This is a genomic window from Serinicoccus shuyuelongi (assembly GCF_045032955.1).
In the GTDB taxonomy this organism is placed as follows: domain Bacteria; phylum Actinomycetota; class Actinomycetes; order Actinomycetales; family Dermatophilaceae; genus Ornithinicoccus.
Genome location: NZ_JBJFZU010000002.1, coordinates 205,905 through 222,942 on the forward strand (window position 1 = coordinate 205,905; position 17,038 = coordinate 222,942).

Here is a 17,038-nt window from a genome sequence, read left to right on the forward strand (position 1 = left end):
TCAGAGGAACTGCTCCGGGTCGAAGTCCTCGATCGCGATGATGCGCAGCCGGGGCAACGGCGTGTTGAACGCCTTGGTGTCGTGCTCGAGGTCGAAGAACTCCATCCCCTGGGCCACCAACGAATGGAAGCCGGAGTTGCGGAACTCCTCGAAGGCGATCAGCCCGACCCGGCGCGACCCGTCCATCAGCGGGGTCACCGCCTCCAGGAAGTCGCCGTCGTGGCTGACCAGCATGACGTCGTCCTCGCGCTGCCCCAGCGCCTCCAGGGTGCGCTGGATCGCGATGTCGACGACCTTCTCCTCCGCCGTCCCGGACAGCGGCACCGGGGTGTAGCCGAGCGCCCGCAGGGCCTGCACGAAGGCCATCGGCAGACCGCTGCTGGCGTTCAGGAAGAACAGGCCTTTGGCCGGCTGCTGCCAGGTGTCCTGGGTGAAGCTGAGCAACCGGTCCCAGCGGGGCCGCTCCTCCGGGTGCGGTCGACGCCCCAGGATCGAGTTGCCCAGGGTGGCGTCGATGTTCTCGCCGTCGACGAGCAGGTAGGACTGACGTCCCATGGCTGACCTCATACTTTCTGTCGTTCTATCTCATTATTCATAGACAAGCTTCTGCGGCCCCGGGAACGTCCAGGACAATCCGTCCCGGAGCCGGTCGCGCCAGTTCTCCCAGGAATGTCCGTCCCGGGACTCCACATACCTGACCTGGGACCCGGTGGACTCGAAGACCGGGACCATGGAGCGGTTCGGCACGATCAAGGGCTCGTAGACGCCGCAGGTGAGGAACATCCGTGCCGCCAACCGCCGGGGCCTGGCCCGGTACCGGTTCATGAACGTCACCACCGGGTCGAAGGCCGGGCCGCCGCCGTGGTCGGAGCCGATGTCGGTGAAGACGAACGAACCCGACTGCAGCAGCAGGTTGTCCCACACGCCGGGGTTCCGGTAGGCCGTCGACAGCGCGGCCACCCCGCCGAAGCTGGCACCCATCAGGCAGCGGGCGTCGGCGCGGGAGATCACCGGCAGCTGGTCCTCGACCAGCGGCAGCAGCTCGTGGGTGAGGTGCCGGGCGTGCGGCGCGTAGTTCGGGTACTCGCGCAGCCGGTCGGCCGGGTTGGAGAAGACCACGATGGTCTCCGCCATGTCCAGGTCGTGGATGAGGTTGTCCAGCACGGTGCCCATCGCGGCGTAGTTCAGGTAGTCGTCGCCGTCGTGGACGACCAGCAGCGGGTAGTGGCTGCTGCGCCGGAACCGGGCCGGCAGGTAGACCCGGTTGTGGGTCATCCGGCGCAGCGCCTTGCTCTGGAACGGCAGGTCGACGATCTCCCCGGGGCGGGCGTCGCCCTGCGGGTGCACCCAGGTCGGCACCTGGTAGCCGGCGGCGTGGCAGACGCTGGAGGAGCCGACCGGGCTGTGCGCCACGTGCGGGTTCAGCGGGTCGTTGAAGGTCTCCACCCCGCCGTCGGTGCGGACCTCGATCTGGTACTCCACCCGGGACGCCGCCGGCAGCTCGATCGTCACGTACCAGAGCGGCGTGGTCCCCTCCGGCACGTCCAGGCGTTTCATCGGGACGTGCTGCGGCTGGTTGACGATCCGGTGCCGCAGCGCGACGCCGTCGGCATACCCCCGGTAGAGGAAGGTGCAGGTGGCGCCCTCCACGATCGGCACCTCGTGGGTGGCCAGGAAATCGGCGATCTGCTGCTCGTCCAGCCGGGTCGCGCGCAGCGCGTTGATGGCGAGCTTGCCCTTGTGCCGGGGCGGCATCGGGTAGGGCGTGGCCAGGCTCATGCGCCCTCCTCCGGTGTCGTGGCGCCCGGGTCCACCCCGTCGTGGCGCACGGGTATGCCCTCGGGCCCGACCACCCGGGGGCCGGCGGGCAGCCGCCCGTCCACGGTCAGGGTCACCTGGTCGTCGGTGTCCAGCAGCAGCGGCAGCAGCGGGCGGCACCGGCTGGCCAGCGTCTGCATCCGCTCCGCGTGCCGCAGGTCGAGGCGCTCGCGGGCCGAGGGCAGGGCGACCAGCCCCCGGGTCAGCCCGAGCCCCTCCATCAGCACCTCGGCGATGCCGGGAGCCACCACCGAGTCGTCGTAGAAGAGCATCACCCGCTCGGTGAGGGCCATCGCCCCCGCGCCCCAGGCGATCACCGGCCGGTGGACCCGGGCGTGCACCCCGCGGGGCGCGCTCTCGTCCGGGACCGGGTAGGCCAGCACCGGGGCCAGGTTGAAGATGTGCAGCGCCCCCAGCAGCACCCCGACGTGCCCGCCGGCGATGGCTACCGCGTCGCAGTCGGCGACGAGCCGGCCCACCTCCGCGCGGCCGTGCAGCACGGCGTCCCGGTGGTGCGGCTGGTGGGTGGCGTAGAACTCCTCGTGCAGCTCGGCGACCCGGCTCAGGTGCCGGTCGTCGAGGTCGCGCAGGATGCCCAGGATGTCCTCCACGGCCATCCGGTGCACGGCCTGGTCCCGGGGCTGGTGGGCGCGGATCCGGATCAGCGCCTCGACCGCGTGCTCCAGGCCGATCACGTAGAGGTGCTGCAGCTCGGTGAGCACCCGGCGGCGCTCCCGGTCGGCGCGCTCCAGCTCGGGGTCGGCCTCCCACATCAGCTGCATGCGCTCCCAGAGCCGCAGGTTGACGCACCGGCCACCCAGCTGGTGGGTGAGCACGTCGTCCTCGCCCTCGCGGTCCCGCCAGCCCGCGGTGATGGTGGCGGTCCGGGCGCCGTGCAGGCCCAGGGAGGTGCTGACCGCGTCCAGCCGGGGGTGGCGCTGCGGGCCCAGCAGGGTGATGCGAGGGTCGTCGGCGCGAGCGTCGCGGTCGCGGTCCTCAGCCGGCATGGACGTGCACCGTGCGTCCGACGTCGTCGAGCATCTCTCGCAGGGCGTCGAAGTCAGGGTGCCGCATCCGGATCCAGGCGTTGGCCATGAAGCCCGCCCCGACCGGCTGGGTGCCGGTGCCGGTCACCGGGACGTGCGCGTCGATGATCCACCGGCCGTAGCGGTTCTCGACGTCCTCGAGCCCGCTGTAGGAGTGGATGACCCCGTCCTGGTCGGGGCGCAGCGCCACGATCCCAGCGCTGTGGCTGCGGCTGGGCCGTTCCTGCACGTCCCCGTGCACGACCGCCTGCGCCCAGGCGGCGTAGACGTCCATGTCGTTCGCCGCGCAGTACAGGTCCCAGCATCCGACGCCGGGCGGCCGGCAGCCGATCTCGGAGAAGATCAGGCCCTTGGGTCCGTGGAACCACTCCATGTGGGTGGCCGAGGTGCCGATCCCCAGGGCCGCGTTGACCCGGTGCCCCATCTCCCGGATCTCGTCGTAGAGTCCGCCGTCGTCGACCCGGTTGGTCGCCACGAACTGCGGGGAGATCCACCGGGTGCGCATCGCCTCCAGCACCCCGGGGTAGTAGTGCGAGGCGAAGTCGACCGCGATCCGGCCCTCGACCGAGATGGTGTCGTAGAAGCCCTCGTGCCCCTCGACGAACTCCTCCACCGCGATCGAGGGGTAGCGGTCCATCACCCCCAGGGCCGCGCGCAGCTGGGTGTCGTCGTCGACGCGGACCGTGTCGGCCGCACCGGCCGCGTCGCGCGGCTTGATGATCAGCGGGTAGCCGACCCGGGCGGCGAAGTCCCACACCTGGTCCGGGTGCTCGGCCCCGGTCGAGGCGGCGGTCCGCACCCCGGCGGCCCGCAGCGCCTCCTTCATGGACGGCTTGTCGCGGCACAGCCAGGTGGTGCGCACCGAGGTGCCCGGTATGCCCAGCGCCTCCCGGACCTGGGCGGCCACCATCTGGTGCGACTCGATGGTGGACTCCAGGCGGTCGACCCAGACCATGCCCTGCACCCGCCGGACGGCCTCCGTCATCTGGGCCAGGTCGGTGACCGAGCCCACCTGCTCGTAGTGGACCATCCAGCCCTTGAGCTGGTCGTCCAGGTAGTCCAGCGGGGTCTCGCCGATCCCGATGACGTTGGCCCCGGCGCCGGCCAGGGCCCGCGCGAACTCACGCTGGTTCTTCGGGAAGTGCGGCTCGACCAGGACGATGTTCACGACACCGAGCCTGCCACATCCGCGGGCCCGCCGGGGAGACGTCGCGGACCGGGATCGGCGGGCACCCGGTCAGCCCGAGGTGGCGAGCTCGTCGAAGGCGCGGGCGACGACCTCGGCGTAGACGTGCATACCGTCGATGTCGGGGTGCACCTGGTCGGTCTGCAGCACCTCGGGACGCTCGCTGATCGCCGCGTTCCACTCGCCGACGACGGCGTTCGGGTACTCGGCGACGACCTCGCGGATGGTCTCGTTGGAGGGGGCGGTGAACGAGGACTGGACGTACAGGTCCATCACCACCACGTTGCGGTCCGGCCCGAGGGCCTCCAGCGCGGCCCGCAGGCCGTCCTCGTCGACGCCGGCGTTGGTGCCCAGGTGCAGCACGACGTTGTCCCGGACCGAGCCGGAGTCCAGCGCCTCCACCAGGACGGGCTCTGCGTCGCCCCACTGCCGGTTGGACTGGGCCAGGAAGGAGATGCCCGGGAAGCGGAAGGTGAGGCCGTCCGAGCTGGTCACCACCAGCGAGTCCCCGATCGCGGTCAGGTCCTCACCGGAGGGCACCAGCAGCCCGTCCTCGTCCGGGGCGAAGGTGGATCCGCGCACCTCGGTGCCGTCGGTGTCCGCCTGCTCCTCACCGTCGGCCCCGTCCTCAGTGGACCCCTCGGCCTCGTCGCCGCCGTCCTCGGCGGCGTCCTGCTCGGCCGCCTCCTCCTCGACCAGGCCCACCGCGGCGCCGGCCCCGGCGGAGTCGCGCACCAGGTCCGCCGGGAGCTCCTCCTCGGTGCCGTCGCCGTCGCCGGCGGCGCCCCCGTCCACCGAGCCGCCGATCCGGGCCTGGGACTCCTCGATCTGCCGCTGGGTAGCCGACTTCTCGGGTGCCGTGGCCAGCGCCACGATGGTGCCCACCAGCAGCAGCGCGAGCCCTCCGGCCACGATCCTCGGGGTGCGGCTGCGCTCCCACGGGGTCGTCAGCCAGGCGCCGAGGGCGCGGACGCTGGCGCGGATCCCGAGCCGGCGCACGGGCCGCTCCAGGAGGCGCAGGGACAGCTCCGACAGGACCAGGGTCACCGCCAGCGCCCCGAGCAGCACCCAGGTGGCGCGGGTGGTGCCCACGGCATAGGGGACCAGCGTCCCGGCGATCACCAGCACCGGCCAGTGCCACAGGTAGATGGCGTAGGACCGCTCCCCGATCCAGGTCAGCGGCGGGAGCGACATGACCCGGCGCCAGGGGGACGGTGACTCGAGCAGTCCCGCGATCAGCACCACGGTCGCCAGCGAGGCCAGCGCGATCCCGCCCCGGAAGGTGAGTGCCGAGTCGTCGCTGCTCCACCGCATGAGCGCGGCCAGGGTCAGCAGGGCACCGAGCACCGCCCAGCCGCGGGCGCGCCGCCACCGGGGGGTGCGCAGCCCCGCCCGGTGCGCCGGGTCGGCCCAGGCCAGGGCCAGCACGGCGCCCGCCATCAGGCCCACCAGGTGGGTGTCGGTGCCGTAGTAGACCCGGGTGGCGTCCTCACCGGCGGTGAACAGTCCGGCCATCAGGACCGCGGACAGCAGTCCGACCGCGCCGACCGCGAGCAGCCGCTGCCGGGTGCTGCGGGTGCAGGCGAGGACCAGCACCAGGGTGAGCGGCCAGAGCAGGTAGAACTGCTCCTCCACGGCCAGGCTCCAGAAGTTCACGAAGAGGATCGGGCTGGTGCTCTGGAAGTAGCTGGCGCCGGCCGCGATCTCCAGCCAGTTGCTGGTGAAGGTCAGGGCCCCGAGGGTCTGCCGGCCGATCCCGACCAGCAGGTCGCCGCCGACCAGGCGGGCCACCGAGACGCTGACCACGACGACCAGCAGCAGTGGTGGCAGCAGCCGTCGGGCACGGCGCCGCCAGAAGGTGGGCAGGTCGATCCGGCCGCTGCGGTCGATCTCTCGCAGCAGGAGGGTGGTGATGAGGAAGCCGCTGACCACGAAGAAGACGTCCACCCCGAGGAACCCACCGGGCAGGGTGGCCGGGAGGAAGTGGAAGAGCAGCACGCCGATGACCGCGAGGGCGCGGAGCCCGTCCAGACCGGGGATGTGCCCGGGCCGGGGGTCGACGTCGGTGGGCCCACGACCCCCACGGCGGCGGGGCGGACGGGCCGGCCCCTGCTCGAGGGTGGTGGTGCCGTCCGGGGGCGGAGGGTCCCCGTGGGTGAGGGTGCGGCGACCGGGCAGCCGGCCCGGGTCGACGAGGGCGCGCTCACCGCCGGGGTGCCCGACCTCCGGCTCGGGGCCGCGACGGGAAGCGGGCAGGGACATACGTCGCGCCACCTCCTTCGTCGACCTCGCCTGGCACGAGGAACACCGCTACGCAGAGGGTAAAGCGGTATCGGCGCAGGTCCGGGGACGTGCACGGTGTGTCGGGCGGGATCATGACGAAGCCGGGCGCCCCTCCCGCGTGGGAGGGCCGCCCGGCTGGTGCGCAAAGGGTCCGGTGTCAGCTGCGCGAGCCGGATCCGTCGTTCTTGTCGTCCGAGGAGTGGTCGACGCTGTGCTCGGTGTTGCGCTCGGTGATCTCCTCGACCTCCTCGCTGTCCAGCATCCGGGGCATGTCGGCGGTGTCCGTGGACCCCGCGACCGGCGCGGTCTCGGTGGCCGGCACGTCGACCGCGACCGGGGTGGTGGTCTCGGTGACGGGGGCGGTCTCGGCGACCGGGGTGGCACCGGTGGCGACGGCGGGTGCGGGGGGGACCACCGTGTCCGCGGCGTTCCCGGCCCACGGGTCCGTCGTGCTGTCCCGGCCGGCCCACGGGTCGGCGGCGGGCTGACGCTGCTGCTGGGAGAGCCACCAGGCGGCACCCGCACCGGCGGCAGCGAGGATCCCGAGGGTGATCAGGACGCCACCCTTCTTGCGCCGCTTGGGGGCGGGAGCCCCGGTCATGGCAGCGAGCACACCCTCCTGCTGGGCCAGCAGACGGTCCTTGCCGGTCTGCACGTCACCCAGCATCGACTGGATCTTCGGCAGCATCTCGTCGTTGATGAGGTCACGCATGTGGTCGATCATCGGGGCCATCCCGGCGACGCCGTCCTGGGCCCGCGGGACCCCCGCGTCGATGCCACGGTCGACACCGGCGACGGCACGGTCGCGCGTCTCACCGGCCTTCTCCCGGGCGGCCGCGGCCAGCGCCGCGATGAGCGCAGCCCCGGCGCCCGCCTTCTGCGCGGCGGCGTCACCCAGGTGCGAGTCCTTGGCGCGGCTCGCCACGGCAGCGGACCGGTCGCGCAGCACATCGGCGGCGTGGTGGCCCTGCTCACGGAGCACGTCCCCCGCGTGGTGACCCTGCTCGCGCAGCAGGTCCGCGGTCTGCCCGCCCTGCTTGCGCGCCTGCTTGGCCGCCTTGCCACCCTTCTTCCGGGCCTGCTTGGCTGCCTTGCCGCCGCGCTTGCGGGCGTCCTTGGCGGCCTGCTCGCTGCGCTTGCGGGCCTCCTCGGTGGCCTTGCCGACCCGGTCCCCGGCCATGCCGGCCACCGCCGCGACGGTCCCGCCGGCCTTCTCGCTCTGCTTCTCGAAGGCCGAGCGGCCGTGCTTCGAGGCCTTCCCGGCGGAGGTGCGGGCCTTGCCCATCGCCTTGGCGGCGGCCTCACGGTCCTTGCCGGCGGCCTTGAGCGCCTTGGCGCGGGCCTTGCGGGCGTGCCGCCGACCCTTCTTGTCGTCGTGCGGGGCGGTCACCTCGGCCAGGCTGGCCAGCATCGCGGCGCTCATGTTGCGCGCGCCGGACGCGGCGCTGGCGCCGGCTTCGGTGGCGTCCTGCCGTGCACGGTCGGCCTTGGCGGCCGCGCGCTCGGCATCGGTCTTGAAGAACACGTCTGGTCCCTCCTGTTTGTGGGTCTGACCCCCATCCTGCCCTGTCGCGGGGGCGAACTCCACCTCACGCGGCGTACCCCGGGCGAGGCGGTCGGGTCGTCGCGGCGCGGCATACCCGTGAGAAACTGACGACATGAACGTCACGCTGCACACCAACCACGGCGACATCAACGTGGAGCTCTTCGAGAACGCCGCTCCCAAGACGGTCGCGAACTTCACCGGTCTTGCGACCGGCGAGAAGGAGTACCGGGACGACGCGGGGCGGACCAGCCCCCAGCCGTTCTACGACGGGCTCACCTTCCACCGGATCATCCCGGGCTTCATGATCCAGGCCGGCTGCCCGCTCGGCGAGGGCACCGGAGGCCCCGGCTTCACCTTCGACGACGAGATCAGCCCCGACCACAACTTCACCCAGCCCTACATGCTCGCCATGGCCAACGCCGGCAAGCGGATGGGCAAGGGCACGAACGGCTCGCAGTTCTTCATCACGGTGGACCCGACCACCTGGCTGCAGGGCAAGCACACCATCTTCGGCGAGGTGGCCGACCAGCCCTCGCGCGACGTCGTCGACGCGATCGCGGCGGTCAAGACCGGCTCCGGTGACAAGCCGGTCGAGCCGGTCGTCATCGAGCGGGTCTCCGTCGCCGGCTGACCACGCCGGTGACCAGCCCCACTTCTGACACGCCGCCCGGTGACCAGCCGGGCGGCGTGCCCGTCTGTCCACGGCACCCGGACCGGACCAGCTACATCCGGTGCCAGCGGTGCGAACGGCCCACCTGCCCGGACTGCCAGCGTCCGGCCGCCGTCGGCATCCAGTGCGTCGACTGCGTGAAGACCTCAGCGCGCACCGCACCGGTGGCGCGGACCCCGTTCGGTGCGCCGGTCGGGGACGGGCGACCGGTGGTGAGCTACACCCTGATCGGCCTGTGCGGCGCCGTCTTCGTGGCGCAGCTGCTGCTGCCGGGGGTGACCGGGCTGCTGGCCTTCCGGGGCGTGCTCGCCGGGGTGGAGCCCTGGCGGCTGCTGACCACGGCCTTCGTGCACTCCCCCACGTCGCCGCTGCACATCCTGTTCAACCTGTACGTGCTCTACGTCTTTGGCCCGGTGCTGGAGCAGCTGCTGGGCCGGGTGAAGTTCGCCCTCGTGTACCTGCTCTGCGCGCTCGGCGGCTCCGTCGGGATCCTGCTGCTGAGCGCCCCCAACCCCGGCTGGCTGGTCCCGGTGGTGGGAGCCTCCGGCGCGATCTTCGGGCTGGTCCTGCTCTACGTGGTGCTCGCGCTGCGCCAGGGGCAGGTGCCGCGTCAGCTGCTCGTCATCCTGGCGCTGAACTTCGCGTTGCCGCTGGTGGTCCCCCAGATCGCCTGGCAGGCGCACGTGGGCGGTGCTCTCACCGGCGCCGCGGTCGGTGGTCTGCTGATGCTGACCGCCGCCCCCGGTCGCACGCGCGAGGCCGTCCGGCGGCGACGGCTGTTCTGGCCGTCGCTGGCCGTCCTGGCGCTGCTGCTGCTGGCCCTGGGGCTGGGGCGCCTGTGGTCGGTGCTGGGCCCAGCGGCCTTCGGACTCACCTGAGGTTGTCCACAGGAATCGAGTTACACGGGTGTGATTATCCCCAACGTGGGGACAACCTGTGGATAACTCAGCGCCAGCGGGTGGCCATCCCGAAGCCGATCATGATCAGCCCCATCCCGATGCCGAGGTTCCAGTAGCGGATCGACTCGATCGGCCAGGCTCCGGCGGTGATGTAGAAGATGGCGACCCACAGCACCCCGATGATCATCAGGGCGCACATCACCGGCACGAACCACGAGGGGTTGCTCGGCAGTGTCTGGGTCTGGGGCGTGGTCTGGCTGGTGCGCTGCGCGCGCTGGCGAGCACCGTCCCGGCCGCGAGACTCTGGCACGTCTACTCCTTCGTCGTGGGTCCGGCAAGGATATACGCGGCTACGCTGGTGTCGATGACCCCCGACCCGAGTCCCGGCAGCGGCGGACCGCGTGTGCGCACGATCGGTGTGACGTTGGTCTGCCTGGTGGCCGGTCTGCTCTTCGGCACCAGCGCGTCGTTGGCCCGTGAGACCGGGGGCGCCAGCGACCCGCAGGACCTCGCCGGTCTCATCACCCAGCGTGACGGCGACGTGCGCGAGCTGGGCGACCTGGCCGACCAGCTGCGGGACGACGTGGAGCAGCTGCGCGAGGACCGGTCCGGCAGCGGCACCGCCCGGACGGCGCGGGACGCGGAGCTGCTCGCGCCAGGGGTGGGGACCGCTGCGGTCACCGGTCCGGCCGTCCAGGTCACGCTCGACGATGCGGGCTACAGCAGCGACACCCTCCCGGACGGATACTCGGTGGACGACGTGGTCGTCCACCAGCAGGACCTGCAGGGGGTGGTGAACGCCCTGTGGGCCGGTGGCGCCGAGGCGGTCATGGTGCAGGACCAGCGCATCGTCTCCACCAGCTCCGTGCAGTGCGTCGGCAACACGCTCTACCTGCAGGGGCGCGTCTACTCACCGCCCTACACGGTGACCGCGGTGGGCGACCCCGAGTCGCTGCACGCCGCCCTGGAGGCGGACCCGGTGGTCTCCACCTACCGCCAGTGGGCCGACACCATCGGCTTGGGGTATGCCGTCGCGGACGTGGAGGACGCCGAGATGCCGGCCTTCACCGGAGCGGTGCGGCCGCAGTACGCGACGGTCCTCACCGACCCCTGACCCCGCTCGTCCACAGCCCTCAGTCCTGACCCGGCGGGTCGATACCGGGGGGCGGACCGTTCCCCGGGCCCCCGGGACCCTCACCCGGCTCGGAGGGTTCCGGGTTGGTGGGCTCCGGCTCGGTGGGCTCCGGTTCGGTGGGCTCCGGTTCGGTGGGCTCCGGCTCGGTGGGCTCCGGTTCGGTGGGCTCGGGCTCCGTGGGCTCCGGTTCGGTGGGCTCCGGGGTGACGGTGACCGTCGCGGTCGCCGTCGTGGTGGCGGTCTGGGTCTGCACCGGCTCGCCGGCGACCACGAGCTCGATGGTGGAGCCCTGCTCCACCACCTCCTCGCCCTCGACCGACTGGGACAGCACGACCCCGGGGGCCGCCTCGGCGCTCAGCTCGACGGAGATGGACGCCTCCAGCGACCGTCGGTCCAGCTCCACGACGGCCTGGTTCTGGTCCAGGCCCACCACGTCGGGCACCTCCACGTCACCGGTCGCGACGGTGAGCACGATCTCGGTGTCCGGCTCGACCTCCTCGCCCTCGGAGGGGTTGCTGGAGATCACCTGCCCCTCGTTCCAGTCGGGGTCGTCGGAGTCCTCGGCGTCCTCGCGGACGTTGGTGAACCCGGCGCGCTCCAGCGCGTCCCGGGCGGACTGCTCCTCCATCCCCTGGATCCGGGGCACCGCGACCGCGTCCGGGCCCGAGGACACCACGAGCCGCACCTCCGACCCGGCCGCGCGCTCACCGCCCGGTGGCGTCTGCTCCAGGACCGTGCCGACCTCCTCGTCGCTGCTGCGCTGCTCGGCAGGGTCCACCACGACGAACCCGGCGGAGGTCAGCTCGGTGCGGGCCTGCGCCTCGGTGCTGCCCACCGTGCTGGGGACCACCACCAGCTCGGGGTTGTCGTCACCGTTGGGGCCCATCACCTGGAAGAGCACCCAGGCCAGCCCGGCCAGCGCCACCACGGCCAGGGCGCCCAGCAGCATGGCGGCGCCGGGGTGGCGCCGTTCCCGGACCGGCAGCTCGTCGGTGCGCTCGAAGCGGTCGTCGTCGCCGGGATCCCCCGCGAAGAGGCCGATGTCGTCGTCGGGCTGCGGGCGCGGCTCACGCTCGTACCCCCCGGCTGCAGCCCCGGCGGCCCCCCCGGCCGCACCTGCTGCGACCGCCTCTGTCGAGTCCGGGTCGTCGTCGCGGCGGCCGGCCCGCGCCGCCGCGGCAGCTGCGGCCGCACCCGCTCCGGCCCCGGCGACCGCCGCCGGACCGATCACCCGACGGTAGGTCTGCCGGGCGTCGTCGGAGATCGGCTCCTGGGCCCGGGCGGCGTTGAGGTCGGCCCGGAAGTCGCCGGCGCTCTGGTAGCGCTCCTCGGGCTTCTTCTCCAGGGAGTGCAGGGTGATCGCGTCCAACGCCTCCGGCAGTGACGGGGTGTGCGAGGAGGGGGCCTTGGGGGCCTCGCCCAGGTGCTGGTAGACGAGGGCGACCGGGTCCCCCTGGAACGGGGTCCGACCGGCCAGCAGCTCGTAGAGCAGGCAGCCCGCGGAGTAGAGGTCGGAGCGCCCGTCGACGTCCAGACCCTGGGCCTGCTCCGGGGACAGGTACCGCGCGGTGCCCATCACCGCCTGCGTCTGGGTCATCGTGGCGGCGGTGTCGGCCAGGGCCCGGGCGATGCCGAAGTCCATCACCTTCACCGCACCGGCCGGGGTGACCATCACGTTGGCGGGCTTGATGTCGCGGTGCACCAGGCCGCGGTCGTGGGCATACTCCAGCGCGGCGAGGACCGCCGCGGTGACCCGGGCCGCCTCGTCCGGCTCGAACCTGCGCCGCTCGTTGAGCAGCTCGCGCAGCGTCTTGCCCTCGACGAACTCCATCACGATGTAGGGCACCTGCAGCGGGGCGCCCCCGGACTCGCGGAGCGGCTCCTCGCCGGAGTCGAAGACCCCGACGATGGCGGGGTGGGACAGCCCGGCCGCGGACTGCGCCTCCCGGCGGAAGCGGGCCAGGAAGGAGGAGTCGCGAGCCAGGTCGGTGCGCAGGATCTTGATCGCCACGGTCCTGCCCAGGCGCAGGTCGTGCCCGACGTGGACGTCGGCCATGCCGCCGCGGCCGACGAGGTCACCGATCTCGTACCGGCCGCCGAGGACACGGGGCTCGGCACCGGGGCCGTCGCCGGGAGGGCCGCTGGGGCGGGTGGGGTCGTCGGTCACTGCTGCACTCCTGCTTCGAACATGGCCCGGGCGATCGGGGCGGCCACCAGGCCGCCGGTCTCCCCGGTCCAGTTGTCGGTCGCGGACTCCACGATCACCGCGACGGCGATCTGCGGGTCGTCGGCGGGCGCGAACCCGGTGAACCAGGCGTGCGCCGCGCCGGTGTCGCCGAACTCGGCGGTCCCCGTCTTGCCGGCCACCTGCATACCCGGGACGCCGGCGGCCTGGCCGGAGCCCTGCTCGACCACCAGCCCCATCATCTCGGTGAGCTCGGCGGCGGTCTCCTCGGACACCGCGCGGGCGCGGGTGCGGGGCTCGGTGCTCTCGATCACGTCCAGGTCGGAGCCGCGCACCTCCTCGACCAGGTAGGGCGTCATCGAGACGCCGCCGTTGGCGATGGCCGCGGAGATCATCGCCACCTGCATCGGGGTCTCCCGCACCTCGAACTGGCCGATCCCGGTGAGCGCCAGCTGGGCGTCGTCCAGCTCGTCCGGGTAGGTCGAGGGGGTGACGCTCATCGGGACGTCCAGCGGCTGGCCGAAGCCGAAGGCCTCCGCCTGCTCGCGGACCGCGTCCGCGCCCAGCTCGCCGGCGAGCCAGGCGAAGGAGGTGTTGCAGGAGGCCTGGACGGACTCGGCCAGCGTGGGCATGTCCTCCGGGTCGCAGGCGGCGCCGCCGAAGTTGGGCAGGCTGGTCTCGGTGCCGGGCAGGGTGTACGTCCGCGGGCCCTCCAGCTCGCTGTCCGGGGAGTACTCCCCTGACTCCAGCGCGGCCGCCGCGACCACCAGCTTGAAGGTGGAGCCGGGCGGGTAGAGGTCACCCCCGATCGCCCTGTTGACCAGCGGACGGGCAGGGTCGTCGATGAGCTCGGCGTAGGCCTCGTCGACCGCGTTCAGCTGGTGGCTGGACAGGGCGTTGGGGTCGAAGCTGGGGCGGCTGACCATGGCCAGGATCTCCCCGGTGCTCGGGTCCAGCGCCACCGCGGCCCCCTGCCGGTCGCCGAGTGCCTCGATCGCGGCGGCCTGCACCTGCGGGTCGATGGTGAGCTCGAGGCTGGCCCCGGTCGTCGGGGTGCCGGTGACGACGTCCGCGAGGCGGTTGTAGAACAGGCTGTCGTCGGTGCCGGCCAGGAGCGAGTCGTAGGCCCGCTCCAGCCCGAGCCCGGCGCCGTAGGTGAAGGAGTAGTAGCCGGTGACGTGCGCGTACCGGGTGGCCTGGTCGTAGCGGCGCAGCCACTCCAGCTCGTCGTCGGTGCGTTCCGAGGCGGCGATGGGGGTGCCGTCCACCAGGATCGCCCCGCGGTCGCGGGAGTACGAGTCGATCAGGGTGCGGCGGTTGTCCGGGCGTTCGCGCAGGTCGTCTGCCTGGACGAACTGGATCCAGGTGGTGGCCAGCAGCAGGGCGGTGAACATGGCGAAGACGACGAGCGCGAGACGGCGGATCGGGGTGTTCACGTGGTGGCCTCCTCACGGGGGTGGGCCAGGTCCTTGGTCGGGTCCTGGCGGCGCTCGGAGACCGGACGCCGGGCGTGGTCGCTGATCCGCAGGAGCAGCGCCACGATGATCCAGTTGGCGAGCAGCGAGGAGCCGCCCGCGGACATGAACGGGGTGGTCAGGCCGGTGAGCGGGATGACCCGGGTGATGCCGCCGACGATGACGAAGACCTGCAGGGCGACGGTGAACGACAGGCCCACCGCCAGCAGTTTGCCGAAGCCCTCGCGGGAGCCGATCGCGGTGCGCAGGCCGCGCTCGACGAGCAGCGCGTAGAGCAGCAGCAGCGCGAACAGGCCGACCAGGCCCAGCTCCTCGCCGAAGCTGGCCACGATGTAGTCGCTGTTCGAGAAGTAGGTCAGGTAGGGGAACCCCTGACCGAGCCCGGCCCCGAAGATGCCGCCGTGGGCGAGCCCCATCAACCCCCGGGCGACCTGGTCGGACTGGTCCGCTGCGAACGGGTCGAGCCACAGGGTGACCCGCCGCTGGACGTGGTCGAAGAGCCGCCAGGCCAGCAGGCAGCCGCCGAGGAACAGGGTCATCCCGATCGCGATCCAGCTGGTCCGCTCGGTGGCGACGTAGAGCATGGCCACGAAGAGGCCGAAGAACAGCAGCGAGGAGCCCAGGTCGCGCTGCATCACCAGGATGAGCACCGAGAGCATCCAGGCGACCAGGAGCGGCCCCATGTCGCGGGCCCGCGGCAGCTGCAGGCCCAGCACCTTGCGGCCCACCAGGGACAGCGCGTCCCGGGTGCTGATCAGGTAGCCGGCGAAGAAGACGGCGACCGCGATCTTGGCGAGCTCGCCCGGCTGGAAGCTGAACGGGCCGACCCGGATCCACAGCCGGGAGCCGTTCTCCTCGTGACCGATCACCGGGAGCATCGGCATCAGCAGCAGCAGGAAGCCGACGGCCATCGCGATGTAGGTGTAGCGGCGCAGCACCCGGTGGTCCTTGAGCAGGATGAGCACGACGGCCGCGATGACCATGGCCAGCCCGGTCCAGACCAGCTGCCGGACGGCGACCCCGGAGGTGCCCCCGGCGACCTCGACCAGGTCGATCCGGTGCAGCATCACCAGGCCCAGCCCGTTGAGGACGGTCGCCAGCGGGAGCAGCAGCGGGTCCGCATACCGCGCCCGCCAGCGCAGCACCGCGTGCAGCCCGAAGGCGAAGGCCGCGAAGGTGCCGACGTGCCCCCACACGGCGGGCGGGAGCTCGCCGACGGCGGCCAGGTTGACGTTGACGTAAGCGACGGCGACGATCCCGACGGCCAGCACCAGCAGCAGCATCTCGATCGTCCGGCCGCTGCGCACGGTCAGGCTGAGGATCGTGGAGGGGGCAGGCGAGGTGGGGTTGCTCACGGGCATCCCTCCGGCCAGACCACGGTGACCCGCTCCTGCGTCCCCGCATCGCCGAGGGTCCCGGTGCCGAGGTCGAGACTGCTCTCGACCAGCGTCCGGACCGGGTCGTCGGCGGGCGCGTCGGTGGAGCGGGCCTCGTCCAGGCTGTCGGCGGTGACGGCGGCGGCGTCCTCGGGGACCTCGGTGGCCAGCGAGCCGTCCGGGAGCACCACGGTGGGGACGCAGACCGGACCGGCCAGGGCGCGCAGGTCCTCAACCAGGCGCTCGGCACCGGGGCGCCCGTCCGCGGTCAACGTCCGACGGACCTGGTCGCGGTAGTAGGCGGGCAGCTCCTCGACGACCACGTCGGTCTCCTCCTCGGCGGTGGACAGGCTGATCGGCCCCAGGTCCTGGGATATGCCGCGGTAGATGGTGACCACGCCGTCCTGCTCGCCCACGAAGTACTGGTCCTGGCTCCAGCTCCAGCCGACCCAGCAGGCGGCGGCCAGCACGGCCACCACGGCCAGCCCGATCCCGGTGCTGCGCAGGGCGCGGACCCAGGGGCGCGACTGCTCCTCGGCCAACGTCGGCGCCTCGGGCGTGGCCTGGGTGCCGGCCGCCTCCCGGGAGAGGGCGGCGGCCTTCTCGGCCGGGCTCATCTGGGTGAACTGCTGGGTGCCTCGGCGCTCGCTGGCGGCACCCACCACCTGGGGCTTGCTGGTGCCGTCGCCGGGGGTGACGGCGTCGGCGACGATGACCGTGACGTTGTCCCGGGTGGAGGCGCGCAGCGCGGTGTGCACGAGCGCGTCGGCCACCTGCCCCGCGGTCCGGTCGCCGGCGCTGAGCAGCTCGACGATGGTGTCCCGTGAGACGTAGTCGCTTAGCCCGTCGCTGCAGATCAGGATCCGGTCGCCGTGCTGGAGCTCGCGCAGCGACAGGTCCGGCTGGTCCTCCGGGCGGCCGGTGAAGACCCGGGTGACGAGGGAGCGCTGCGGGTGGTGCTGTGCCTCCTCGGCGCTGATCCGGCCCTCGTCCAGCAGCTTCTGCACGAACGAGTGGTCGGTGGTGATCTGGGTCAGCCGACCGCCCCGCAGCAGGTATGCCCGGGAGTCGCCGATGTTGGCGACGGCCAGCTTGTTGTCGACCCGGAGCATCGCGATGCAGGTGGTGCCCATCCCGTCGGAGTCGGGGTAGACCTCCATCACGTCGGCGAGCCGGGTGTTGGCCTCCTCCATCGCCTGCTCGAGGATGTCGAGGGCGTCGTCGGCGCCGTGCGACTCGCCGTCCAGGTGCACCAGCTCGCCGACGACCAGCGAGGAGGCCACGTCCCCGGCCGCGTGCCCGCCCATCCCGTCGCAGAGCACCAGCAGCTCCGGACCCGCGTAGGCGGAGTCCTCGTTGCGGGACTTGCTGCCGAGCCCGACGTTGCTGCGGGCGGCGTAGCGGAGGGCGAGGGCCATG

General features: G+C 72.5%; 14 protein-coding genes. 3 read left to right on the forward strand and 11 right to left on the reverse strand.

Annotated features, from left to right (window positions below):
• From ACI3EY_RS01160 to ACI3EY_RS01185, 6 genes are all read right to left on the reverse strand, one after another.
• Positions 1–555 (reverse strand): NYN domain-containing protein, encoded by a 555-nt coding sequence (locus tag ACI3EY_RS01160; RefSeq protein ID WP_405038451.1) that lies wholly within the window; start codon positions 553–555, stop codon positions 1–3.
• A gap of 33 nt (positions 556–588) precedes the next feature.
• Entirely contained in the window at positions 589–1,779 is a 1,191-nt protein-coding gene (locus tag ACI3EY_RS01165; RefSeq protein ID WP_405039129.1) for an alpha/beta hydrolase-fold protein, read from the reverse strand.
• Entirely contained in the window at positions 1,776–2,825 is a 1,050-nt protein-coding gene (locus ACI3EY_RS01170) for a type 1 glutamine amidotransferase family protein (protein WP_405039130.1), read from the reverse strand. Before ACI3EY_RS01170 ends, ACI3EY_RS01165 begins: the two co-directional genes overlap by 4 nt.
• Positions 2,815–4,032: an ATP-grasp domain-containing protein gene (locus ACI3EY_RS01175; RefSeq protein ID WP_405038455.1), complete on the reverse strand. Its 1,218-nt coding sequence runs from the start codon at positions 4,030–4,032 to the stop codon at positions 2,815–2,817. Before ACI3EY_RS01175 ends, ACI3EY_RS01170 begins: the two co-directional genes overlap by 11 nt.
• A 69-nt stretch (positions 4,033–4,101) precedes the next feature.
• The gene (locus tag ACI3EY_RS01180; protein WP_405039131.1) at positions 4,102–6,312 is read right to left on the reverse strand and encodes an acyltransferase family protein; all 2,211 of its coding nucleotides are present in this window, start codon (positions 6,310–6,312) and stop codon (positions 4,102–4,104) included.
• A gap of 178 nt (positions 6,313–6,490) precedes the next feature.
• Positions 6,491–7,858 (reverse strand): hypothetical protein, encoded by a 1,368-nt coding sequence (locus ACI3EY_RS01185; RefSeq protein WP_405038457.1) that lies wholly within the window; start codon positions 7,856–7,858, stop codon positions 6,491–6,493.
• Between the two features lie 133 nt (positions 7,859–7,991).
• On the opposite strand from ACI3EY_RS01185, the gene ACI3EY_RS01190 reads away from it, so the two are divergent.
• Complete coding sequence (locus tag ACI3EY_RS01190; RefSeq protein WP_405038458.1) at positions 7,992–8,510, forward strand: peptidylprolyl isomerase; 519 nt, start codon at positions 7,992–7,994, stop codon at positions 8,508–8,510.
• 176 nt (positions 8,511–8,686) lie between these two features.
• Positions 8,687–9,427, forward strand: a complete 741-nt coding sequence (locus ACI3EY_RS01195; protein ID WP_405039132.1) for a rhomboid family intramembrane serine protease — start codon at positions 8,687–8,689, stop codon at positions 9,425–9,427.
• A gap of 67 nt (positions 9,428–9,494) precedes the next feature.
• On the opposite strand, the gene ACI3EY_RS01200 is transcribed toward ACI3EY_RS01195, so the two are convergent.
• The gene (locus ACI3EY_RS01200; protein WP_405039133.1) at positions 9,495–9,758 is read right to left on the reverse strand and encodes a cell division protein CrgA; all 264 of its coding nucleotides are present in this window, start codon (positions 9,756–9,758) and stop codon (positions 9,495–9,497) included.
• A 54-nt stretch (positions 9,759–9,812) separates the two neighbouring features.
• Between ACI3EY_RS01200 and ACI3EY_RS01205 the strand changes: the two genes are divergently transcribed.
• On the forward strand, positions 9,813–10,562 hold the full coding sequence (locus tag ACI3EY_RS01205) for a DUF881 domain-containing protein (RefSeq protein ID WP_405038461.1): 750 nt from the start codon (positions 9,813–9,815) through the stop codon (positions 10,560–10,562).
• Between the two features lie 19 nt (positions 10,563–10,581).
• On the opposite strand, the gene pknB is transcribed toward ACI3EY_RS01205, so the two are convergent.
• From pknB to ACI3EY_RS01225, 4 genes are read right to left on the reverse strand one after another with little or no spacing between them, the layout of a single operon-like run.
• Positions 10,582–12,750 (reverse strand): Stk1 family PASTA domain-containing Ser/Thr kinase, encoded by a 2,169-nt coding sequence (gene pknB, locus ACI3EY_RS01210; protein ID WP_405039134.1) that lies wholly within the window; start codon positions 12,748–12,750, stop codon positions 10,582–10,584.
• Positions 12,747–14,204, reverse strand: coding sequence for a peptidoglycan D,D-transpeptidase FtsI family protein (locus ACI3EY_RS01215; protein ID WP_405039135.1), 1,458 nt, complete (start codon positions 14,202–14,204; stop codon positions 12,747–12,749). The genes pknB and ACI3EY_RS01215 overlap by 4 nt, the downstream gene beginning before the upstream one ends.
• A complete protein-coding gene (locus tag ACI3EY_RS01220) occupies positions 14,201–15,604 on the reverse strand; it encodes an FtsW/RodA/SpoVE family cell cycle protein (RefSeq protein WP_405039136.1) in 1,404 nt (467 codons plus the stop codon). Before ACI3EY_RS01220 ends, ACI3EY_RS01215 begins: the two co-directional genes overlap by 4 nt.
• Positions 15,595–17,037 (reverse strand): PP2C family protein-serine/threonine phosphatase, encoded by a 1,443-nt coding sequence (locus tag ACI3EY_RS01225; protein ID WP_405039137.1) that lies wholly within the window; start codon positions 17,035–17,037, stop codon positions 15,595–15,597. The genes ACI3EY_RS01220 and ACI3EY_RS01225 overlap by 10 nt, the downstream gene beginning before the upstream one ends.
• Position 17,038 lies beyond the last annotated feature (1 nt).